General features: G+C 68.6%; 16 protein-coding genes. 11 read left to right on the top strand and 5 right to left on the bottom strand.

What is annotated here, in order from left to right; translation table 11 throughout:
• Nucleotides 1–423: 423 nt before the first annotated feature.
• Nucleotides 424–1,644, bottom strand: coding sequence for a serine hydrolase domain-containing protein (locus tag ISO4_RS14995; RefSeq protein ID WP_194856735.1), 1,221 nt, complete (start codon nt 1,642–1,644; stop codon nt 424–426).
• Nucleotides 1,645–1,787: 143 nt separating this feature from the next.
• Between ISO4_RS14995 and ISO4_RS14990 the strand changes: the two genes are divergently transcribed.
• Nucleotides 1,788–2,105, top strand: a complete 318-nt coding sequence (locus ISO4_RS14990) for a DUF962 domain-containing protein (protein ID WP_142948601.1) — start codon at nt 1,788–1,790, stop codon at nt 2,103–2,105.
• A complete protein-coding gene (locus ISO4_RS14985) occupies nt 2,102–2,527 on the top strand; it encodes a group III truncated hemoglobin (RefSeq protein ID WP_323745393.1) in 426 nt (141 codons plus the stop codon). Before ISO4_RS14990 ends, ISO4_RS14985 begins: the two co-directional genes overlap by 4 nt.
• A gap of 9 nt (nt 2,528–2,536) precedes the next feature.
• On the opposite strand, the gene ISO4_RS14980 is transcribed toward ISO4_RS14985, so the two are convergent.
• A complete protein-coding gene (locus ISO4_RS14980) occupies nt 2,537–3,739 on the bottom strand; it encodes a CaiB/BaiF CoA transferase family protein (RefSeq protein ID WP_142948602.1) in 1,203 nt (400 codons plus the stop codon).
• A gap of 132 nt (nt 3,740–3,871) precedes the next feature.
• Between ISO4_RS14980 and trmH the strand changes: the two genes are divergently transcribed.
• The 3 genes from trmH (at nt 3,872) to ISO4_RS14965 (ending at nt 6,669) form a co-directional block, all read left to right on the top strand.
• Nucleotides 3,872–4,573, top strand: coding sequence for a tRNA (guanosine(18)-2'-O)-methyltransferase TrmH (gene trmH, locus ISO4_RS14975; protein ID WP_194856734.1), 702 nt, complete (start codon nt 3,872–3,874; stop codon nt 4,571–4,573).
• Nucleotides 4,557–5,228: a 50S ribosomal protein L11 methyltransferase gene (locus tag ISO4_RS14970; RefSeq protein WP_323745392.1), complete on the top strand. Its 672-nt coding sequence runs from the start codon at nt 4,557–4,559 to the stop codon at nt 5,226–5,228. Before trmH ends, ISO4_RS14970 begins: the two co-directional genes overlap by 17 nt.
• Nucleotides 5,229–5,337: 109 nt before the next feature.
• Nucleotides 5,338–6,669, top strand: a complete 1,332-nt coding sequence (locus tag ISO4_RS14965) for a DegQ family serine endoprotease (protein ID WP_194856736.1) — start codon at nt 5,338–5,340, stop codon at nt 6,667–6,669.
• Here ISO4_RS14965 and ISO4_RS14960 read toward each other — a convergent pair.
• A complete protein-coding gene (locus ISO4_RS14960; RefSeq protein WP_194856732.1) occupies nt 6,666–8,309 on the bottom strand; it encodes a hypothetical protein in 1,644 nt (547 codons plus the stop codon). The genes ISO4_RS14965 and ISO4_RS14960 overlap by 4 nt on opposite strands.
• A gap of 75 nt (nt 8,310–8,384) precedes the next feature.
• On the bottom strand, nt 8,385–9,980 hold the full coding sequence (locus ISO4_RS14955) for a GMC family oxidoreductase (RefSeq protein ID WP_194856731.1): 1,596 nt from the start codon (nt 9,978–9,980) through the stop codon (nt 8,385–8,387).
• Between the two features lie 62 nt (nt 9,981–10,042).
• Here ISO4_RS14955 and ISO4_RS14950 point away from each other — a divergent pair, with 62 nt between their 5' ends.
• Together ISO4_RS14950 and ISO4_RS14945 are read left to right on the top strand one after the other, a co-directional pair.
• On the top strand, nt 10,043–10,648 hold the full coding sequence (locus tag ISO4_RS14950) for a DUF3047 domain-containing protein (RefSeq protein WP_228548174.1): 606 nt from the start codon (nt 10,043–10,045) through the stop codon (nt 10,646–10,648).
• A 261-nt stretch (nt 10,649–10,909) separates the two neighbouring features.
• Nucleotides 10,910–11,470: an HNH endonuclease gene (locus ISO4_RS14945; RefSeq protein ID WP_194856729.1), complete on the top strand. Its 561-nt coding sequence runs from the start codon at nt 10,910–10,912 to the stop codon at nt 11,468–11,470.
• Nucleotides 11,471–11,689: 219 nt separating this feature from the next.
• On the opposite strand, the gene ISO4_RS14940 is transcribed toward ISO4_RS14945, so the two are convergent.
• Nucleotides 11,690–12,721, bottom strand: a complete 1,032-nt coding sequence (locus tag ISO4_RS14940) for a DUF3080 family protein (RefSeq protein WP_194856728.1) — start codon at nt 12,719–12,721, stop codon at nt 11,690–11,692.
• A gap of 159 nt (nt 12,722–12,880) precedes the next feature.
• Between ISO4_RS14940 and ISO4_RS14935 the strand changes: the two genes are divergently transcribed.
• From ISO4_RS14935 to ISO4_RS14920, 4 genes are all read left to right on the top strand, one after another.
• Nucleotides 12,881–18,487 (top strand): alpha-2-macroglobulin family protein, encoded by a 5,607-nt coding sequence (locus ISO4_RS14935; protein ID WP_194856727.1) that lies wholly within the window; start codon nt 12,881–12,883, stop codon nt 18,485–18,487.
• On the top strand, nt 18,483–20,819 hold the full coding sequence (pbpC, locus tag ISO4_RS14930; RefSeq protein WP_323745394.1) for a penicillin-binding protein 1C: 2,337 nt from the start codon (nt 18,483–18,485) through the stop codon (nt 20,817–20,819). The genes ISO4_RS14935 and pbpC overlap by 5 nt, the downstream gene beginning before the upstream one ends.
• Before the next feature lie 65 nt (nt 20,820–20,884).
• Complete coding sequence (locus tag ISO4_RS14925) at nt 20,885–21,409, top strand: lipocalin family protein (RefSeq protein WP_194856725.1); 525 nt, start codon at nt 20,885–20,887, stop codon at nt 21,407–21,409.
• Between the two features lie 150 nt (nt 21,410–21,559).
• Complete coding sequence (locus tag ISO4_RS14920; protein WP_194856724.1) at nt 21,560–22,204, top strand: SDR family oxidoreductase; 645 nt, start codon at nt 21,560–21,562, stop codon at nt 22,202–22,204.
• Nucleotides 22,205–22,235 lie beyond the last annotated feature (31 nt).

Raw genomic sequence — 22,235 nt, 5'->3', positions numbered from 1 at the left:
AGCCACCCGGCAAAGGTTGCCCCGCAGTATCTCAGAGACGCTGGTTCTTCAGGTGTTCGGTGCTCCGTATCGGAGACGCGGGGCAATGGTGGTGCCTTCCGGGACCGCTCAAGCCATCCCTGGCCGCTGTTAGTTTGGCCCTCCCTGGCCAAACAGCTCCCTCCAGGCACCACCATTGCCCCGCTCACTTTGCAGCGGAACCGCCACGGGACATAACACCCCCAGGACCTTTTCAGAAAGGTTCGGCGCCAGCGATAACCCGGAGCCTCAAAATCTCCCCCGGAGCGGGTCTGTGTTAGGCCCTTCCGGGACCCTGGAGAACAGGACGTTCGACAGGGAGTCTACAGGGACGTATTCACGACGTTCCCGGAAGGGCCTAACACAGACCCGCGACCCAGGCTGGAGAGAACCGAGCGCCGCGACTTATCGGGTGTGGCGGTTGATGGTGTACTGCAGGTTAAGCAGGGCAGGGATATGCGGCCCGATCAGCCCCTTGCCGGTGGTCAACAGGGCGCCGGCCAGATCCCGGTCCGGGTCCGCCCAGCAGTAAATGCTGATGAACCCCAGGTGCCCGAAGGCGCGCGGCGCCGCCGGGCCGAACAGGCCGATACCGCGATTGCCCAGCATAAAGCCCGGCGAGAACGTCAGCGGCAGCATCAGCGTGCGGTCCACCCGGGGCCGCCGCGAAGCGGGCGCCAGCGCCGCCGCCACCGTCTCCGGTTTGAAGATTTGCCGGTCGCCCCAGCGGCCGCCATTGAGCAGCATCTGGAAAAAGCGGCTGGCCTCCTCGGCGGTGGCGTACAGGTTGCCCGCGGGCACCACCGCCTGCTGGAAGCGCTCGTCGTTGGTGACTTCCACTACCTCATCGAAAGTGCCGCCCACCGCGTAGTTCAGAAACAGGTCCACCAGTTTCATCGGTACCCCGGTGGCCACGTCGCGGGTCCGCTCCGGCCCGGTGGCGCCGAAGGTGAAGTAGCGCATGCCCATGGGTTGGCGCACCACCCGGTCCAGGGTCTGGTTAAGGCCCTCGCCGGTAACCTTCTCCACCACCGCGCCCAGGATGAACCCGGCGGTGATGGCGTGGTAGGACTGGTTGCCCAGGGTGCTGGGCCGGGCTTCGCAGAGCAGCTTCACGATCTCGTCGGGCCGGTACAGGATGTCCGGCTCCACCGCCTGCTCCGGGCGCGGAATGCCGGCCCGGTGGGTGAGCATATGGCGCAGGGTGGTGTTCTGCTTGCCGTGGCAGCCGTACGCCGGCAGGTAGCGGCTGACCGGGTCGTCGAGATGCAGTTGGCCCTGTTCGGCCAGATGATGCACCAGCATGGCGGTGATCGATTTCGAGGCGGAAAACAGGCACACCGGGGTCTCGGTGGTGAGCAGGCGCTCGCTCACCGGGTCGGCGTAGCCGATTGCCCGGTCCAGGAACACGCTGCCCCGGCGGCGCAGGCTCAGCGCGATGCCCGGGCTCATGCCGCCCCGGTAGAGCCGCCGCGTGGCCCGCCAGATCGCCTCGACCCGGTCGTCGTCCAGCCCGGCCTCGGCGGCGGGCGCTTCGCTGCCCCGGGCGGTGATCGACGCCAGATCGCGGGGGATCGGGGTGCGTTGCGGGGAAAGAAGGCGGCTGAGGCGGGGGCGTAGGGCCATGGGCAATCCGGTATCCGTGGTTGATCCGGCCATTGTCCATGGCCGCCAATCGTGGACAATGGCTGAAACAACCACTCCGGCGGCGGCTCTGCCAGTTGTCGGAACAGCGTATAATAAAGACGTAGCGGCAAGAGGTGAGCACCATGAACGAGATCAAGCAATCCGGATTCGAGAGCTTTCAGGAGTTCTACCCCTACTACCTGCAGGAGCACACCGACCCCACCTGCCGGCGGCTGCACTTCTTCGGCACCCTGGGGCTGTTCGCGGTCCTCGCCGGCGTCATCATCACCGGCAATCCGTGGGGTCTGCTGCTGCTGCCCGTGGTGGGCTACGGCTTCGCCTGGGTGGGCCACTTCTTCTTCGAGCACAATCGCCCGGCCACCTTCAAGCACCCCTGGTACAGCCTGGCCGGTGACTTCGTGATGTTTAAGGACATCCTCACCGGGCGTATCCGCTGGTGACCGTGGCGCAGCGGTTCGTCCCCGGTGAAGCGCCGGCCCGGCGCGACGACAAGCCGGACCTGGACAGCCCGGCGCGCATCGAGGAGATGGTGGATCGGTTCTATGAGCGGGTGCTGGACGACCCGCTGCTGGCGCCGGTGTTTCTGGACGTGGCGCGCATCGATCTCGACAAGCATCTGCCGCTGATCGCCGCCTACTGGAAGAAGATGCTGCTCGGCGACACCGCCTACGATCGTCACATGATCGCCAAGCACCGCGCGGTGCACGACAAGCAGCCGCTCACCGGCGCCCACCACGAGCGCTGGCTGGCGCTGTTCACCGCCAATCTGCAGGACCACTTCAGCGGCCCCAACACCGACCGCGCCCGACTGCTCGCCGCCCGCGTCATGGACAACCTCTACCGCCAGCTCTCCCAGCGGTAGCTGGAGAGTTCAGGCGCCGAAAACGCCCTGGGCTTTCAGGCGCTGGAATTCTTCCTCGGACAAGCCCAGCTCGCCGCGCGCCACGGATTCGGTGTCGCCGCCGGCGTCGCCACCGGGCCAGCGGGTGCCGCCGGGGGTGCCGCCCAGGCGCGGCATAATGGCGGGAATTTTCAGCGGCGCGCCGTTGATCTCCACCTGCTGGAACAGGCCGCGCGCCTGGAAGTGCGGGTCCGCCATCATGTCGGCGGCGCTGTAGATCGGGCCGCAGGGCACCCGGTTCGCTTCCAGCTTTGCCAGCACCTCGGGGCTGGGCAGGGTGGCGCACCAGGCTTCTATGGCGCCGTCGATTTCCGCTTCGTTCTCCACCCGCCCGGGGTTCTTCGCCAGCCGCGGGTCCTCGGCCAGGTCCGGACGCTCGGCGGTGGTCATCAGGCGCTTGAAGATTGAGTCGCCGTTGCCGCCGATGATCACGTATTTGCCGTCGGCGCAGCGGTAGGTGTTGGTGGGCACGATGCCGGTGACGGTGGAACCGGCGGGTTGGCGTATCTCGCCGGCGCCGTCGAATTCCGGGATCACCGCTTCCAGCAAATTGAACACCGATTCGAACAGTGCCACATCCACCACCTGGCCCTGTTGGCTGCTGTGCCGCTCCAGCAGCGCCAGGGCGATGCCCAGGGCCGCGTGCAGACCGGCCACGGTGTCGCCCAGGGACAGGTTGGGGCGCACCGGGCGCTCGCCGGGGAAGCCGTTCACGTAGCGCAGGCCGCCAATGCCCTCGCACACCGACGCATAGCCCGGTTTGTCCGCGTAGGGGCCGTCCTGGCCGTAGCCGGAAATGCGCGTGTAGATCAGGCCCGGATTGCTCTCCTTGAAGCGTTCCGGGCCCAGGCCCCAGTTTTCCAGGGTGCCGGGGCGGAAGTTTTCGATCAGCACGTCGCTGTCGTCGATCAGGCGCGCCGCCAGCTCGCGGCCGGCGTCGCTCTTCAGGTCCAGGGTCACGGAGCGCTTGTTGCGGCCCAGGCTGCGCCACCAGAACGAGGTGCCGGTGTCGTCCAGGGTGCGCCAGCCGCGAATCGGGTCGCCGCCGGGCGGCTCCACCTTGATCACCTCGGCGCCGAAATAGGCCAGCAGGGTACCGGCGAAGGGGCCCGCCAGTAGTTGCCCCAGTTCCACCACTTTGACGCCGGCCAGCGGCAATGCCCGTTGGTTCATGGACGGTCCTCGTTCCGTGTTTGCTGTCGTTGAAAGGGGGTTAGTGTGCCTCAAGGCCGATGGCGTTGTCCGCCCGTGGCGCCCGGCGATGCTACAATCACCGCCGTTGTGCCCGCTATCCATGGAGACCCGATGACCCCGGAACGACACCGGCGCCTGTGCGCCGCCCTGGACCGACGCCAGCCGGACTTGTCCGTGATTCTGGAAGGGGTGCACAAGCCGCACAACATCAACGCCATCGTGCGCACCTGCGACGCGGTAGGCGTGCTCGACGTGCACGCGGTGTTGCCGGAAAACCGCGCCCGGGTCTCGGCCAGCAGCGCCATGGGCTCGCAGCGCTGGGTCTATGTGCATGAGCACGACAGCGGCCCGGACGCGGTGGCCGCCGCCCGGGCCCAGGGGCAGCAGGTGCTGGCGGCGCATTTTTCCGACAGCGCCGTGCCGTACCGGGAGGTGGATTTCACCCGCCCCACGGCGGTGCTGTTCGGCACCGAGAAGTTCGGCATCACCGAACGCACCGTGGCCGCCGTGGACCAGCACGTGATCATTCCGATGATGGGCATGGTGTCCTCGTTCAATGTCAGCGTGGCGGCGGCGATCATTCTCTCCGAGGCCTGCGAGCAGCGCCGCGCGGCCGGGCTCTACCAACAGCGCCGGCTCAGCGAGGCCCGTTACCAGCACGCCTTTTTCCGCTGGGCGCACCCGCGCCTGGCGGCCTATTGTGAACGTTACGGCGTGCCGTACCCGGCCCTGGATGACGAAGGCCGCATCGCCGAACCGCGACGTTTCGACTTTCTACTCAGCGAGGCTGTCCGCCGTGGCGAAGACGCTTGATCCCAAACCGCCCCTCGACCTTCAAGCACGCCTGAACCGCCTGCTACCCAACATCCGCCTGCTGGCCACGCCGTTGCCCCTGGTGCCGGCGCTGCGGCTGTGGCTGCTCGACGAGCTGGTGGATGAACGGCTCGACCAGGAGGTGGCCAACGCCCTGATGGAGGCGCCGCCGTACTGGTCGCTGTGCTGGGCCTCCGGCCAGGTGCTGGCGCGGCATCTGCTGGCGCACCCGGAGTGGGTGCGCGGCAAAACCCTGGTGGATGTGGGGCCGGGCTCCGGGGTGGTGGCCATCGCCGCCGCGCTGGCCGGCGCGCGCCGGGTGATCGCCTGCGACCTGGACCCGGACGCGCTCGCCGCCACCGCCGCCAACGCCGCGCTCAACGGCGTACAGGTGGCGCTCAGCGACGACCTGGAGGCCTGTCTGTCCGAGGCGGACTGCGTCAGCGCCGCGGACATTCTCTACGACCGGGACAACCTGCCGCTGCTGGAGCGCTTCCACCGCAGCGGCCTGCCGATCCTGCTGGCGGACTCGCGGATTCCCGATCTTGATCCGCCGGGGCTGACGTTGCTCGGCACCTGGCAGGCGTCCACCTGGCCGGACCTGGGCGAAGCCGGTGAATACAACCGGGTGAGAATCTTCGCTTCGGAACCCTGATCCGGGCCATCGGTCGAAGCTTCGGTTACGCACTGTTGATTCACAGGAGGGTTTGACCTTGCGCACCGTTCTGAAAAGACCTCTCGATCTGATTAGCGCCGTGGTTCTGATGAGTCTGCTGTCGGCGTCCGCCGGCGCCGCGCTGCCCACGCGTATCGCCAGCGGCGAGGAGCTGCCGTCGCTGGCGCCGATGGTGGAAAAGACCGCCCCGGCGGTGGTCAATATCGCCATCGAAACCCGGGTGCGGGCGGCCCAGAACCCGCTGATGCAGGACCCGTTCTTCCGCCGCTTTTTCGACATGCCGGATCAGGCGCCCAGCCGCCGCGCGGTGTCCGCCGGCTCCGGCGTGATCGTCGACGCCGATGAGGGCTACGTGCTCACCAACGCCCATGTGGCGCGCAACGCGGACAACATCGAAGTGACCCTGATCGACGGCCGTGAGCTGTCCGCGGAACTGGTGGGCCTGGACGAGGAAGTGGACCTGGCGGTGCTGAAACTGGAAAGCGCCGAGGACCTGACGCAAATCCGCATCGCCGATTCCGCCGGCCTCAAGGTCGGTGATTTCGTGGTCGCCATCGGCAACCCCTTCGGTCTCGGGCAGACGGTGACCTCCGGCATCGTGTCGGCGCTGGGCCGCACCGGCCTGGGCATCGAGGGCTACGAGAACTTCATTCAGACCGACGCCTCCATTAACCCGGGCAACTCCGGCGGCGCGCTGGTCAATCTCAACGGCGAGCTGGTCGGCATCAACACCGCCATTCTCGCCCCCGCCGGCGGCAATGTGGGCATCGGCTTCGCCATCCCCACCAACATGGCGGTGAACGTGATGGACCAGTTGATCGAGCACGGCGAAGTGCGCCGCGGCGTGCTCGGCGTGACCATTCAGGATCTCACCGAGGAACTGGCCAGCGCCTTCAAGGTGGAGCGCCGCAAGGGCGTGGTGATCACCAATGTGCTGCCGGAAAGCGCCGCCGATGAAGCCGGCCTCAAGGCCGGCGACGTGGTGCTGGAAGTGGACGGCCAGCCGGTGGACCGGGTCTCGGACCTGCGCAATAAAGTCGGCTTGTCGCCGGTGGGCGAGAAGATCGAGATGACCATTCAGCGTGACGGCCGCCGCAAGACGGTTACCGCGGAGATCAGCGAATCCGGCCTGGGCGCCGATGCCGGCGACGGCGTCTCGTCGCACCTGCAAGGCGCCAGCCTGCGTGACCTGCGCGAAGGCGAGCTCGACCACGTCCAGCGCGGTGTACTGGTGGAAAACGTGGCGCGCAGTTCCGCCGCCTGGCGCGCCGGTCTGCGACGCGGCGACGTGATCGTCAACGTCAACCGTCAAGACGTCAACAATTTGGAGCAGTTACGCGCAGCCGTGCCGGATAAGGACGCCGCGCTGCTGCTGCGCATTAACCGCGACGGCGGCGTGTTCTTCGCCGTGGTCCGCTAGTTCAGCGGAAAGTCGGTCCAGCCATCCGTCCAGTCGCGGGCGGCGCCGGGCCGAATGGCGCCGATATAGAGCGCGGACTCGTCCCAGAACTCCCCCTGGGGCGGCGCCACGGCGCCGTCCCGCAGGCCCGAGGTGCCGCCGGGGGCGAAGTCCGGGTTCACGGTGCTGCTCACGTCGCGGCTGAACTGAGGGTCCACGCCAAAACGCGCGCCCACGGTGTCGCGGAAGTAGGCGGCCTCATCGAGGCCGCCGTCATCGTCCGCGTCGCCGCTTTCGTCCTCGAAAAAGCGGATGCCGCGCCCGCCGATGTCGTTGATCGCCAGGGCCTCGAACGACAGACGGCCGTTGTCCAGGTTGCCCACCGTCACCGCGTCCTTGATGTCCACCGCTTCCCCGGAAAAGCCGTGCATGAACAGATTGTGGAAGTGCCCGCCGGTGCCTTCGCGCAACGTCATGGCGCGGTGGTGGCGGGTGTGGCTGCGCGGGCTCACCAGGGTGACGTTGTACATCACCGGTTCCGACATCGGCTCGGCGTCGTGCTGATTGCCGTTGTTGTCCGCTTCGAAGGCGTTGTCGCCGCTGTTGGGGTGTTGCTGGGCAATCAGGAACTGGACCCGGCCGCGCCAGCCCCAGTCCCAATCCAGGGAATCGTCGCCGGCGCCGGTGATCAGAACATGGCGCAGGTCCGCGGTGCCGCCGAACATCTCCACGCCGTCGTCCAGGGAGCGGTGCACCTGCACGTGGCGGACGATGGTGCCGCTGCCGCAGCCGCCCAGGGTCAGGCCGTTGAGTTCGTTATTGGCGTAGACCTCGAAGCCGGCGAATTCAATGCGCGCGTACTCAATCACGCCGCAACTGCCGTCGGCGTCGTCGCCGCCGAAGGCGCCACGGGTATCATTGGCCGGCACCCCTTCGATGTGCGCGTCGGCCTGATTCACCGGCGCCGAGCCGAGCAGCACCACGCCGCCCCAGTCGCCGGCGGCGCGGGTGCCTTGCGGCTGGCCGCTGGTGAACACGATCGGCATATCGGCGTTGCCGGCGGCGTGCAGGCTGGCGCCGCGGGTGATCACCAGCGCCGAACCCGGCTGGCCTTCAACGCGGGTGCCCGGCTCAATGGTGAGACGCGCGCCGTCCTCCACATAGACGATGCCGTTCAGCACCCAGGTGCGGTCCGTGGACCAGCGGTGTTCGCCGGTGAGCGGCCCGGCCACCACCTGGCGGCCGGACAGCAGGCCGCCGATGGAAGGCTGCAACAACACCCCGGCGGTGATCACCCCCACCAGCACCAGCGTGCCCAGGCCCAGCCACCATAAGTTCGAAGAGCGTTGTGGCGTGGCGTTCCGGGGCGCGGGCCGGGCAGGGGTGGGGGCGGTGTCGCCGCCGGCCGTGGCAGGGGCGCTGGTTTTATGCAGCAGGCCGCCCTGGCGGTTGGCCGCTTTCAGTTTGCGGCCCAGTTCGCGGATGCGCGGGTGCTCGCTGGACAGCGCCTTCTCGATTACCTCGGCGCGGTACTGCGAGTCGTTGAGCAGGGTATTGAAGTGGATAAAGCGCAGCGAACCGTCGCCGCTTTGATCGTAGTTCTGTTTCAGTTGCCACAGCAGTTCCACGAGCTGTGCCCGTGGTGACGATTCGCCACTCATGATGCCCCCTCCCCGGACGGATTTCCCCATTGCAGGGAACGCAGTCTGGGAGGAGGGCGTTACAGTGCGATGAAATCAGACGCCGAGAATCTTGTCGGCGGCTTTTTCCGCGATCATCACCGTGGGCGCATTGGTGTTGCCGCCGATCAACGTCGGCATGATTGAGGCGTCCACCACCCGCAGGCCTTCAAGGCCGTGCACTTTCAGGTCCGGGTCCACCACCGCCTGGTCGTCGACGCCCATCTTGCAGGTGCCCACCGGGTGGTAAATGTTGTCGCACTTGTGGCGCAGGAAGGCGCGAATCTGCTCATCGCTCTGTACATGAGCGCCGGGGGCGATTTCCTCGCCCCGCCAGGGCGCCAGTGCGTCCTGGGCCATGATCGCGCGCATCGCCTTGACGCCGCGCACCATGCCTTCCATATCGTCCGGATGCTCCAGGAAGCGCGGGTCGATCAGCGCCGGGCTGCGCGGGTCCGCATCGCGCAGACGGATGGTGCCGCGGCTCTTCGGGCGCAGAATGCAGACATGGCCGGAGTAACCGTGGCCCATGCTGAACATCCAGTTCAGACCGTGGTTGTCCAGCTTGGCGGCGGTCAGATGCAGCTGCAGGTCCGGGCGCTCCTCCTCCGGCCGCGATTTAATAAAGCCGCCGGCCTCCGCCACGTTGGAGGTCAACTGGCCGCTGCGTTTGGTGAAGAAATCCCACACCGCCTTGGCGCCGGTGAACGGCAGTTCCCAGGAGCCCATGGTGAAGGTGTCGCGGCGCCGGTTGCGGTGGATCACCAGCACGTCCGGGTGGTCCTGCAGATTGCCGCCGACGCCGGGCAGCTCGTGCACCGGATCGATACCGTGGCGTTTCAGTTCCTGTGGATCGCCGACCCCGGACAGCTGCAGCAACTGCGGCGAATTGATCGCGCCGCCGGACAGGATCACCTCGCCGGCCTCGATGGTATGCATGTCGCCCTTGTGCTCCACCTCCACACCGGTGGCGCGTTTACCGTCGAAGCGGACCCGGTGCACCAGCGCCCCGGTCATCACCGTCAGGTTGTCGCGCTCCATGGCCGGGTGCAGATAGCCGCGGGCCACGCCCCAGCGTTCGCCGTCCTTCTGGTTGACCTTGTACATCGACATCCCTTCCTGGGTGTCGTTGTTGAAGTCATCGGTGGCCGGGTGGCCGGCCTGGACCCCGGCGGTCACGAACGCCTCGCTGACCGGGTGGCGGAATTTCAGTTCGGAGATGTTGAGGTTGCCGTTGACGCCGTGGAACGGGCCTTCGCCGCCGGGCTCGTAGTGTTCACAACGCTTGAACAGCGGCAGCACGTCTTTATAGCCCCAGCCGGGGTTACCCAGCGACTCCCAGTGGTCGTAATCCCAGGGGTGGCCACGGGTGTAGCACATGGCGTTCACCGCCGAGGAGCCGCCCAGGGTCTTGCCGCGGGGAATATAGATTTCACGGTTATTGAGCGCTTTCTGCGGTACCGTGTAATAGCGCCAGTTGCGGGCGTTGGAGCGCATCAGCCAGATGATCCCGGCGGGGATGCGAATAAACAGGCTGTTGTCCGCGGGGCCCGCTTCCAGCAGACAAACACGGGTGTTGGGATTCTCGGACAGCCGGTTGGCCAGGACGCAACCGGCGGAGCCGGCGCCCACGATCACATAATCAAACTGCATGCCGCTCGCCTATGTTCAGTGCCTATTTCAACCAGTATATAGCCTGTAGCGCGCTCCTGTTATTGACCCTGTGTATCCGCGCCACGGCCAATGCGGAGCCGCCGCCGGACTGGCGGCACGTGGCCTTCGAGGGCGAGACCCGCTATCGGCTCACCGATGCCGGTTGCTGGCGGGCCAGGGCGGAAGCCAGCGCCTCGGGTCTGGTGCGCGAACAGGCGGTGAATCTGGCCCGCACGCCCTGGTTGAACTGGCGCTGGCGGGCCGCTGAAACGCCGGCCTGGTCGGCGGCGGACGAGCAGAGCAAGCAGGGCGATGATTTTCTGGCGCGGGTCTATGTGATCAAGGAGGGCTGGGTGCCCTGGCGCACCCGGGCGATCAATTACGTCTGGTCGCGCTCGCACCCGCCGGGCAGCCACTGGCCCAACCCCTATGCCGGGCAAGCGGAAATGGTGGTGGTCCAGGGGCCGGGCGGCCAAGCCGGGCCGTGGCGCGGGTTCAGCCGTGACGTGGCCGCTGATTTCAAGCGCTTCCATGATATGGAAGTGGACAGCGTGGACGCGGTGGCGATCATGACCGACACCGACAACACCGGCGTGGTCGCCGAAGCCTGCTATGAACTGCCTTCTTTTTCCGCTCAGCCGCAACACGCGCGGCCCTCTGAACGGTAATCACGGTTGCGGACCCGGATTAAGGCTGTTTATTATTCAGGCAGCCGTTTTTCTTTACCTGCTTTCTGATTAGCTGGCCGGGGTCGATTAATCAGAGATCAGGACAGTACCCGCGCCACCCGCCGGCGCGTGCTTTCGAGGCCTGGCGCCGGTGCCTTTTCTCACCGCCGCCCGCCCCCTGTCGCAGAATCGTCACGCTTAAAGACTTTCATGACTCCGCGGAACGCGGAAGAAAAAACGTCGGAACAGGCGAAGGTGCCTATGAGTGAGCGAATTTTGCGGTTGGACAAGGCGGGCACGCCGGTGGAGTGGCTGGACTGGCAGGCCGCCGCGGTGCTCTACGCCCGGGGTCTGGTGACCTGGACCCTGGGCGACGTGATTTACAACCTGCGCGGCGGCATGTGCCGCCTGACCGGCGACCGGTCACGGCTGTCTCTGCACTCCATCATCGCCTGCGACGGCATCGCCAGCCCGCGCCGCCGCACCCGCCCACCGCTCACCAACCGCGCGCTGTTCCGTCGTGACCAGCATCTTTGTCTGTATTGCGGCAAACCCTACCCGGAGGCTCTGCTCACCCGCGACCATATCCGGCCCACCTCGCGGGGTGGCAAGGACAACTGGCTCAACGTGGTCGCCGCCTGCCGGCGCTGCAATCAGCACAAAGGCGACCGCCTGCCGGAAGAGATCAACATGGAACTGCTGGCGCTGCCCTATGTGCCGAACATGGCGGAATACCTGGCGCTGATTAACAGCCACCGCATCCGCGGCGACCAGATGGCCTTCCTGCGCAGCCAGTTCGGCAAGAACAGCCGCATGTTGTGACAGGCGATGCTCTTGTCTCCATCAGCCACCCAAAAAAAACGGCGTCCAGAGGACGCCGATGAATCGTTTGGCTCGGGAGAGCTATCACGGAGCAGTACTCCGCTAGTCGACGGATGGGACCTCGCCGACGAATGAGAGTATGTCTGTGACCGATTTCAAAAACATTAGCTGTACAGCCGTTCACAAACGCTTCGTTGGCCAATAATTCACCGTCGCTGATCAGCCGCCGCCGGGCATCAGGCCGCAGGCCCCGAGCACGGTCTGCCAGCGCTCGGTGTGGGCCCGCAAGGCCCGGTCCAGGCGCGCCGACTGGCCCCGGGGCCCGAAGTAGTGGTCCAGCCACCGGTCCAGCGCCGGGTTGGTGCCGCTGCTGGCGGCCCGCAGCGCCCGCAGGCGCTCGCCCAGACGGCGCTGGCGGCGGTCCAGTTCCGCCAGATACGGTTGTACCTCCTGTCCGTAGACGCTATCCAAAAGGTTGCGCAGGTAGCGCGCCCTTTGGCTGGCCCGGCCCCGCGGGCAGAGGCTGTCCTCGTCCAGCGACTCGAGCATGCCCAGAGCCTGCGCCAGGGCCACCCGGGCGGCGGCGATCTCGCGCAGCACCGCGCCGCCGGCGGCGCCACCGGCCAGGGTGGCCAGGTGCCGTTCCAGGTCGGGCAGGGCATCCGGCGGCGGCGACTCACGCAGCGCCCGCCCGGCGCTCGCCAGGCCGCCCAGGGCTTCCAGGCCCCGGGCGGAATCGCCGGCCGGGCCCGGCGACTGGTTCAGAAAGCCCCGCAACTCATCGCTGGCCCAGGTGGCGTTCCAGAACAGGTCGCCGAGGCTGTCACGCTTTACCTCCAGGGTGCGTTCCAACAGGCCGATCAGTTCCGGGTCTTCCAGGGCTGCGCCGTTCAGACAGCGTTGCCCTCGCTCAATAAAGGTGAGCTCGTAATCCAGCCGCAGGGAGGCGCTGCGCAACTTGCCCAGGGCGCTGTTGCGCTCACTGACCAGCGACATCAGGTCGCAATGGCGCAAACCCAGATAGTTGAGCAGCCCGGTACGCAGGTCCGGCAGCGGGCGGCGCAGCGCCGCGTTGCCCGGGTAGGGCCGCAGCTCCAGGGCGGCCGCCGACGGCACCGGTTGCCGGGTGAGGCGTTCCAGGCGGGCCAGGTAGTCCTGCCAGCGGGCGGCCACCGGGTCTTCGGGCCACAGCGCCAGGCCGGCGGTGGCCGCCAGGGCGATCAGCGCAACCGCCAATACGGTTTTCTTCATGGCGCGGTCTGTGTCATGGGGCGCGGGTCCCGCTGCATTTCAGTACGATTTTACCTTGTGCGAGGAGGGCGGCCTTTGGCAACTGTGCTACCTTTTCCGGAAACACTCTCCCCGTGACAAAACGTGCCCCGTAACAATAAGCCCAAGGCGGTCAAAGGAATGCGATTACAACACTTAGGCGTGCTGTTTCTGGCCCTCTCCCTGCTGGCCTGCGACACCGCCGAGGAACCCGGCCCGGCGTCCTCCAGCGGGGAGACTTCCCCGCCAACCTCTTCCCCGGCCAGCGACGGCGAAGACGCCGCCCCCATGGACAGCCGCTGGCGCAGCCACCTGGACAGCTGGCCCACCGGCGCAGTGAGCGCCCGGGCGCCGCTGGTGGTACGTTTCACCCACCCGGTGGTCGCCGAGGAGGCACTGGAACAGCCCGCCGAAGGCGTCGCCCGTCTGGCGCCGGAGGTCGGTTTCAAGGCGGTGTTCACCGACCGCGACCGCCTGGAAATCCGCCCCGACGCGCCGCTGGAACGGGGCCGGGAATTGACGCTGACGCTGTTTCCCCAGGAGCTGTCCGGGGTCGACGACCGCCTGCCACCGCTGAAACTGCCGCTGACCGTACTGCGCCAGCAACTGAGCCTGCGGGTGGATGCCCTGGCGCCGGTGGACGAGGCGCCGGCCCGCATGCGGCTGGACGGCGAGCTCACCACCGCCGATCAGGCCGACCCGCTGGCGGTCCAGTCGGCGGTCACCGCCACCCAGGCGGACCGGCGCCTGGAGATTGAATGGCACCACGGCGCCGCCGGGCTCAGCCACGGGTTCCGGATCGGCGGTATTCGCCGCGACGGCGAACCGGCGCCGGTGGTGCTGCGCTGGGACGGCGAGCCGCTGGCGGTGGAGGAGAGCGGTGAACGGGAGTACCCGGTACCGGCCGAGGGCGCCTTCCAGGTGACCGCCGCGCGCACCCTCAGTTACCCGCAGCCGCATATCCGCGTGCAGTTTTCGCAGCCGCTGATGGGCAGCCAGGACACCGCCGGTCTGGTGCGAGTCAACGGCGAGGAGGCCCGCGTGCGCATCGACGGCAGCCGGCTGCTGGTTTACCCCGGCGGCGAGACCGGAGACGACGGCGCCGTAACTCTGACCGTCGGCGCCGGCCTGCGCAGCGCGTCACGGGCCCGCCTGGACCGCGAGTTCAGCCAGGATCTGGTGCTGCGCGTGGCCAAACCCGGCGTTCGCTTCGTCGGCGACGGCGTGATCCTGCCCGCCGGCGAAACTCTCAGCGTGCCGTTCGAGGCGGTGGGCACCCGCGCGGTGAAGGTGCAGGCGTTCGAAGTGTTCGCCGACAACATCGCCGGTTATCTGCAGAACAACGACCTCGACGCCGATTACGCGGACACCCGCCACGGCCGCTACCTGTGGCAAAAGACGCTGAGCCTGCCGCCGGACGGCGACGGCGACTGGCAGCGCTACCGGCTGGACCTCAGCGAACTGATGGCGCGCCACCCCAACGGCCTGGTGCGCCTGACCCTGAAGATCGACGCCGACACCATCGACTACCAATGCCAGGGCGAGGGGCCGAGCCGCACCGCCGAGTTGCCGGACAACTTCGAAGGGCCGGGCCAGGGCGAGGGCGACGACCGCCTGCGCCGCTACTACGACAACGCCGGCTACCTGAGCTGGCAGGAGCGCGACAACCCCTGCGCCGACGCCTACTACCAGTACAACGAGCGCGCCGAATCCTCACGCGCCTTCCTGGCCTCCAACCTGGGGCTGATCGCCAAGCAGGGCGAGGACGACCGGCTGATCGTGGTGGCCACCCATCTGGACAGCAACGCGCCGGCCAGCGGCGTGCGCGTCACCGTGCACAACTACCAGCACCAGCAGCTCGCCGAGGGCACCACCAACAGCGACGGCGAAGCCACCCTGGGCGTGGACGGCACACCGTTTTATCTGGTCGCCCACCATGGCGACGACCGCGGCTACCTGAAGCTGGCGCGCAACCAGGCGCTGCCCACCAACCAGTTCAATACCGGCGGCGAGCGGGTGCGCGACGGCCTCAAAGGCTTCTTCTACGGCGAGCGGGACGTGTGGCGCCCGGGCGACGACATCCATCTCACCTTTATGCTCGACGACGCCGACGACCGCATTCCCGACGACCACCCGCTGACCCTGGACTGGTTCGACCCGCGCGGCGATAAGGTGGCCGAATACACCAACAGCGAGCCGGTGGGGCAGTTCTACACCTTCACCCTGAGCACCGCCGAGGACGCGCCCACCGGCAACTGGCGCGCGGTGGCGCGCATCGGCGACCGTTATTTCGATACCCCGCTGCGGGTGGAGGCGATCAAACCCAACCGGCTGAGCATCGAGCTGGACCTGCCCGACGCCCTGGACGCCGGCACCGCCAACCCGGTGACCCTGCACAGCCAGTGGCTCAACGGCGCCCGCGCCGGCGGCCTGAAAGCCGACGTCAAAGCGAGCCTGAGCAACGCCGCCACTACCTTTGAAGGCTACGACGGCTTCGCCTTCGACGACCCCACCCGCAGCCTCGGCGCCGAGCCGTTCACGGCCTTTGAAGGCAAGCTCGACAACCAGGGCGACGCGCGCTTCCCGCTCGATCTGCCGGAGCTGACCCCGCCGGGCATGGCCGCCGCCACGCTCACCACCCGGGTGTTCGAAAACAGCGGCGACTACAGCACCCAGGTGCGCCGCGTACCGGTGCGCCCCTACCGGCACTGGGTGGGCATGCGCGTGCCGGAAGGCGACGGCTGGGGCGGCGCCCTGGGCCGCGACCGGGACCACGAGATCGGCTTCCTGACGCTGGACCGGGACGGCAAGCCCGAGGCCGGCCGCGACCTGACCCTGAGCCTGTACCGCATCGACTGGCGCTGGTGGTGGGACCGCGGCGACGACAACCTGACCAACTTCATCAGCGACCCGCACACCGAAAAGCTGCGCCAGGACACCCTCACCACCGACGCCGACGGGCGCGCGCAGTGGACCCTGGCCGGCGCCGATTACGAATGGGGCCGGCACTTGCTGCGGGTCTGCCAGAGCGACGGCCGCCACTGCGTCAGCCGCACCGTCTATCTGGGCTGGAGCGGCGAACGCGGCGCCCAGGGGGACGCCGCCACCCGGCTGTCGCTGAGCACCGACCGGGACCACTATCAGGTGGGCGACACCGCCCGCGTGCAGGTGCCGGTGAGCGGCCAGGGCCGCCTGCTGGTGAGCCTGGAAAACGGCGCCCGGGTGCTCGACCACTACTGGCTGGAAGCCGGCGAGCAGGGCGACACCCTGACCCTGGAAGTGCCGGTCACCGCCGCCATGGCGCCCAACGTCTATGTCAACGTGGCGCTGCTGCAGCCCCACGCCGGACGCGACAACGACCGGCCGATCCGCCTCTACGGCATCGCGCCGCTGCTGGTGGACGACCCGGCCACCCGCCTGATGCCGGACATCCGCGCGGAAAGCGAAGTGCGCCCGGAGAGCACCCTGTCGGTGGCGGTGTCCGAGCGCCGCGGGCGGCCCATGACCTACACCCTGGCGGTGGTCGACGAGGGGCTGCTGGGCATCACCGGTTTCGCCACGCCGCGCCCGCACCGGGCGTTCTACCAGCGCGAGGCCCTGGGCGTGCTGACCTGGGACCTGTTCGATCAGGTGGTGGGCGCCTACGGCGGCGAACTGGATCAGATGCTGGCGCTGGGCGGTTCCGACGCGTTGCGCGACGGCAGCGAGCAACAGCGCCGCCGCTTCCCGCCGGTGGTCCGTTTCAGCGGGCCCTTCCAACTGGCCAAGGGCGAGACCGCCGATCACGACATCGAACTGCCCGCCTACATGGGCCAGGTGCGCGTGATGGTTGTGGCCGGCGACGGCCACGCCTACGGCGAGGCGGACAAGAACGTCACCGTCACTCAGCCGCTGACCCTGCTGTCGTCCCTGCCGCGGGTGCTGGGGCCGGGCGAAACCCTGGCCCTGCCGGTCACCCTGTTCGCCGCCGAGGACGGCCTGGGCCCGGTAACGGTGTCCGCCGACGTGGACGGGCCGATCGCGTTAAGCGACCGGCCGGACGAGCAGGGCGCCGAACTGGACTTCCAGGACAGCGGCGAACGGATCGCCGAGCTGGGCCTGAAAACCGACCAGCGTACCGGCACCGCCACGGTGACCGTGTCCGCCCGCGCCAAGGAGCATGAGGGCGAGGGGTACCGCGCCAGCGAAACCGTGCACCTGCCGGTGCGCGCCGCCAACCCGCCCACCGTCCGTGACGCCGGGCGCTTGCTGGCCGCCGGCGAGACCTGGTCGCAGCGGCACCGCGCCCACGGTCTGCCCGGCACCAACCAAAGCCGGCTGACCGTAAGCAGCCTGCCGGCCATGGGCTTGGAGCGCCGCCTGGAGTACCTGCTCGGCTATCCCCACGGCTGCGTGGAGCAGACCGTGTCGGCGGCCCTGCCGCAGCTCTATCTGTCGCGGCTGATCGCCCTCGACGACGAGCAGCGCGCCCGCATTCAGAGCAACGTGGAAGCGGCCATCCAACGGCTGCGCCGCTTCCAGCTCGGCGACGGCGCCTTCGCCTATTGGCCCGGGGCCGCCGTGGCCGACGACTGGGGCACCTCCTACGCCGGCCATTTCCTGTTGGAAGCGCGCCGTCAGGGCTTCGCGGTGCCCGCCGGCATGCTGGAAGACTGGGCCGATTACCAACGCCGTGTGGGACGCAACCCGGGCGGCCAGCCCTGGCAGTGGGCCGGCCAGGCCTACCGCCTTTACACCCTGGCGCTGGCCGGCGAGCCGGAGGTGGGGGCCCAGAACCGGCTGCGGGAAGCGCTGTCCGCCCGGGCGGACGGCGACAGCCGCCGGCCCGGCTACCAGGCCGCGCGCTGGCTGCTGGCCGCCGCCTACCAGCAGATGGGCCTCAACGACGTGGCCGGCGAACTGATCGCTGGCGCCGACGCGCCCTCGAACTACGACCGCCCGGGCCCCACCTACGGCTCGGCGCTGCGTGACCAGGCCATCGAGCTGCTGGTGCGCGACGCCCGCGGCGACAGCGACGGCGCCTGGCGCCAGGCCGAGGCGATCGCCGGCCGGCTGGCCTCCCAGCAGTGGTATTCCACCCAGAGCACCGCCTGGGCGCTGATGGCCATGGCCCGCTTCGCCGGCTCCGGCGACGCCGGTGAGGGCTACCGGTTCGCGTGGCGCCGGGGCGACGGCGACTGGCAGGAAATCCAATCCCTGGCGCCGGTGTTCCGCCAGGACCTGTCGCTGGACGGCGAGGGCGTCGAGCTGGCGGTGCGCAACGACAGCGAACGCGGCCTGTTCGCCTCGGTGACCACCCGGGGCACGCCGGCGCCGGGCCAGGAACAGGCCGCCGCCCGAGGGCTCGGTATCGAGGCCCGCTTCCTGACCCTGGACGGCCGGCCCCTGGATCCGGGCAGCCTGTCCCAGGGCACTGATTTCCGCGCCCGGGTGCGCGTCGTCAATAACAGCGGCCGCGACCTGGACAACCTGGCCCTGACCCAGGTGATCCCGTCCGGCTGGCAGATCACCGACAGCCGTCTCGCCGGCGACGAGCAGGCGGCGCCGCTGGATTACCGGGACATCCGCGACGACCGGGTGCTCAGTTACTTCTCGCTGGCCGCCGGCGAGGCGCGGGAATACACCCTGGGGCTGAACGCCACCTTCGCCGGCCGGTTCTATCTGCCGGGCTGGCAGGTGGAGGCCATGTACCAGGGCGACACCCGCGCCCGCAATAAAGGCCAGTGGGTGGAGGTGATCCGCGATTAAGGGGCGTTTTCCGGGCCGCCGTCGTCGGTGGGCGCTGGGCGGCGCCGCCCTGGCGCTGCTGGCCGGGCTGGCGTTTCTGCAGTTCGCGCCGCTGCCCGCCGCGCTCACGGCCAGCGACTACGCCACCCTGATGCTGGACCGGCAGGGACGGCCTCTGGCGGCGCGCATCGCCGCCGACCAGCAGTGGCGGTTCGCCCCGGTGGCGCGGGTGCCGGACAAGTATCGCCGGGCGCTGCTCACCTTCGAGGACCGGCGCTTCTTCTATCACCCCGGGGTCGACCCGGTGGCGGTGCTGCGCGCCGCCCGCGACAATCTGGCCGCCGGCCGGGTGGTCAGCGGCGGCTCCACCCTGACCATGCAACTGGCCCGCCTGCTGCGCGCCGACCCGCCGCGCACCTTCCCGGAAAAAGCCCGCGAAGCGGTGCTGGCGCTGCAGCTGGAGTGGCACCTGGATAAGGACGAGATCCTGCGCCAGTACGCCAGCCGCGCGCCGTTCGGCGGCAACACCGTGGGCCTGCGCGCCGCCGCCTGGCGCTATTTTCAGCGGCCGCCGGAGCAGCTCAGCTGGGCGGAAGCGGCGTTGCTGGCGGTGCTGCCCAACAGCCCGGCGCTGATTCATCCCGGGCGCGACCGGGAACGGCTGCGCGCCAAGCGCGACCGTCTGCTGGAAACGCTGCGGGAGCAGGGCGCTCTGGACCGGGACGACCTGGCCCTGGCCCGTCTCGAGCCGCTGCCCCGGGTCCAGGCGTTGCCGTCGCTGGCGCCCCGGTTGCTGGATACGCTCACCGCCGGCGGCGGCGCGCCGCTGCTGCGCACCACCCTGGACGCGGACCTGCAACGCCGGGTGCGCGACCTCGCCGACCACCACGGCCAGCGGCTGGGGCGCCAGGGCGTGCACAACCTGGCGGTGGTGGTGATCGACCACCGGGCGATGGCGGTGCGCGCCTACCTGGGCAACGTCAATCACGGCGACCCGCTCACCTACGGCGCCGCCGTCGACATCGCCGCCCGGCCGCGCTCCACCGGCAGCGTGCTCAAGCCGCTGCTGTACGGCTCGATGCTGGACGCCGGGCAGCTGCTGCCGGGCACCCTGGTGTCCGACCTGCCCACCAATTACGGCGGCTACAGCCCGGAAAACTTCGACCGCGAGTACCGCGGCGCGGTGCCCGCCCACGAGGCGCTGGCCCGCTCCCTGAACGTGCCGGCGGTGCGCATGCTGCGCCGCTACGGGGTGGGCCGGTTCCACGATCAGCTGCGGGCGCTGGGCATGACCACGCTGTTCCGGCCCGCCGACGGCTACGGGCTGACCCTGGTGTTGGGCGGCGCGGAAGGCACCCTGATGGAACTCACCGGCATCTACGCGCGGCTGATCGCTACCGCCCGGGACGGCGCCGCGCCGCCGGCGGCGCTGTTGTCCGGCGTGCATCCGGTGGCGGCGCCGTTCCCGATCAGCCCCGGCGCCGCCTGGCTCACCCTGGACGCCCTGCGCGAGGTGGCGCGGCCCGGCACCGCCCGGCAATGGCGGCTGTACCGCTCCAGCCAGCCGATCGCCTGGAAAACCGGCACCAGCTACGGACTGCGCGACGCCTGGGCGATCGGCAGCAACGGCCGCTACACGGTGGGCGTGTGGGCCGGTAACGGCAACGGCGAACCGGCGCCGCACCTGGGCGGCGCGGACACCGCCGCGCCCTTGATGCTGGACGTGTTCAGCCTGCTCGGCACCGAACCCTGGCCGGCGCCGCCGCTCAACGATCTGAAAACCGTGCGCGCCTGTGTCGACGACGGCTACCTGGCCGGTGGCCGCTGCCGGGCGGAAGACACACTGGCGCCTCTGCACAGCCACTTCCAGACCGTTACTCCGCATCACCGCCGCGTGCACCTGGACGCCAACGGCCAGCGCGTGCACAGCGGCTGCGAATCGGTGGCCAACATGCGCTCGCGGGACTGGTTCGTGCTGCCGCCGGCGCAGGCCTGGTTTTACCGTCAGCGGCACCCGGACTACCGGCCCCTGCCGGCCTGGCGGGCGGACTGCGCCGCCGGCGCCCGGGCCCTGGATACCACGCCGCCGATGGCGGTGATTTACCCCCACGCCGGCGCCGGACTGTTCATTCCCCGGGAACTGGGCGGCGAGCGCGGCCGGGCGGTGTTCCGGGTGGTGCACGAACGGCCCGGCGCCAGCCTGTTCTGGCACCTGGACGACCAGTACCTGGGCCGCACCGACCACTTCCATGAGTGGGCGCTGCGGGCCTCGCCGGGCTGGCACACCCTGACGCTGGTGGACGACCAGGGCTTTCGCCTGCAACGCCGTTTCAAAGTGCTGGGCGATCACTGAACCGTCGTCTTCACCCGCCATTCGCCATGGCTCTCCGACACTGAGCGCGCAGCCAAGGAGATGCCATGCGCACCGTCATCGTGATTCTGGCCGCCGCCGCGCTGGTGGCCGCCTGTCAGTTAAGCCCCGACCGTCCGCCGGTGGAGACCGTGGATGAGCTGGACCTGGACCGCTTCATGGGCGATTGGTATGTGATCGCCAACATTCCCACGCCGCCGGAAAAAGGCGCCCACAACGCGGTGGAAAGCTATCAGCGGCTTGCTGACGACAAGATCGGCGTCACCTTCGCCTTCAACGAAGACAGCTTCGACGGTGAGCGTAAAACCATGACGCCCACCGGCTTTGTCAGCGACGAAAGCAACGCCATCTGGGGCATGCGGTTTATCTGGCCGTTCCGCGCCGATTCCCGGGTGCTGTACGTGGGCGATGCCTACCGCACCACCCTCATCGGGCGCCAGAAGCGCGACTATCTGTGGATCATGGCCCGTCAGCCGGAATTGTCCGAGGACACCCTGCAGCGGCTGATTCAAATCGCCGCCGACCGGGGCTACGACACCCGCCGCATCCAGCGTGTCCCGCAGCGCTGGTGATAACCGGCTACAAGCCGCAAGCTTCAAGCTACAAGCAGACCCTGCCCGACGCGGAGGTGGGTGCTTATAGCTTGCGGCTTGTAGCTTGAAGCTTGTTTCAAAATCCCCATCCTCCTAGGGTGAGAGCCCATCGGAGTGAAGGAGACCCTGATGAAAATCCTGATTGCCGGGGCCAACGGCAAGATTGGCCGCCATCTGGTACGCGGCCTGGCGAACAGTGAGCATATCTGCCGGGCGATGGTCCGCGACCCCGCCCAGGAGTGGGAGCTGCGCCAGCTGGGCGCCGACGAAGTGGTGGTGGCGGACCTGGAAGGCGACTGCCGGGCGGCGCTGATCACCTGTGACGCGGTGGTGTTCACCGCCGGTTCCGGCCCCCACACCGGCCCGGAAAAAACCGTGGACGTGGACCAGAACGGCGCCATCAATCTGATCGACCAGGCCCAGGACATGGGCGTGGAGCGGTTCGTGATCGTCAGCTCCATGCGCGCCGACGAGCCGGACAGCGGCCCGGAAAAAATGCGCCACTACTTCATCGCCAAGCAGAACGCCGACAACCACCTGCGCGCCAGCAAGCTGGCCTACACCATCGTGCGGCCCGGCAAGCTCACCGAGGACGACGGCACCGGCCAGGTGCGCCTCGCCGAACGCTTCGAGGACTTCGGCGAGATCCCCCGCCAGGACGTGGCGGCGGTGCTGCAGGCGGTGCTCGAAAACCCGGCCACCGCCGGCCGCGAGTTCGACCTGCTGTCCGGCGACCAGCCCGTCGCCGACGCCGTCACCGCCTTCGCCCGCTGAGGGGTTTGTGGGAGATTCTATGGTGCCTAAC

The sequence above is a fragment of the Alloalcanivorax venustensis ISO4 genome (genome assembly GCF_015356855.1).
GTDB lineage: Bacteria > Pseudomonadota > Gammaproteobacteria > Pseudomonadales > Alcanivoracaceae > Alloalcanivorax > Alloalcanivorax venustensis.
This window is presented reverse-complemented; position numbering and strand designations above follow the sequence as displayed.

Bases quoted from the DNA above. Each gene is read 5' to 3' on its own strand.
- ISO4_RS14920 (WP_194856724.1), top strand. From the start codon at position 21,560: ATGAAAATCCTGATTGCCGGGGCCAACGGCAAGATTGGCCGCCATCTG.
- trmH (WP_194856734.1), top strand. From the start codon at position 3,872: ATGACCCCGGAACGACACCGGCGCCTGTGCGCCGCCCTGGACCGACGC.
- ISO4_RS14935 (WP_194856727.1), top strand. From the start codon at position 12,881: ATGCGATTACAACACTTAGGCGTGCTGTTTCTGGCCCTCTCCCTGCTG.
- ISO4_RS14990 (WP_142948601.1), top strand. From the start codon at position 1,788: ATGAACGAGATCAAGCAATCCGGATTCGAGAGCTTTCAGGAGTTCTAC.
- ISO4_RS14945 (WP_194856729.1), top strand. From the start codon at position 10,910: ATGAGTGAGCGAATTTTGCGGTTGGACAAGGCGGGCACGCCGGTGGAG.
- ISO4_RS14955 (WP_194856731.1), bottom strand. From the start codon at position 9,980: ATGCAGTTTGATTATGTGATCGTGGGCGCCGGCTCCGCCGGTTGCGTC.
- ISO4_RS14995 (WP_194856735.1), bottom strand. From the start codon at position 1,644: ATGGCCCTACGCCCCCGCCTCAGCCGCCTTCTTTCCCCGCAACGCACC.
- ISO4_RS14965 (WP_194856736.1), top strand. From the start codon at position 5,338: ATGAGTCTGCTGTCGGCGTCCGCCGGCGCCGCGCTGCCCACGCGTATC.
- ISO4_RS14940 (WP_194856728.1), bottom strand. From the start codon at position 12,721: ATGAAGAAAACCGTATTGGCGGTTGCGCTGATCGCCCTGGCGGCCACC.
- ISO4_RS14980 (WP_142948602.1), bottom strand. From the start codon at position 3,739: ATGAACCAACGGGCATTGCCGCTGGCCGGCGTCAAAGTGGTGGAACTG.
- ISO4_RS14925 (WP_194856725.1), top strand. From the start codon at position 20,885: ATGCGCACCGTCATCGTGATTCTGGCCGCCGCCGCGCTGGTGGCCGCC.
- ISO4_RS14960 (WP_194856732.1), bottom strand. From the start codon at position 8,309: ATGAGTGGCGAATCGTCACCACGGGCACAGCTCGTGGAACTGCTGTGG.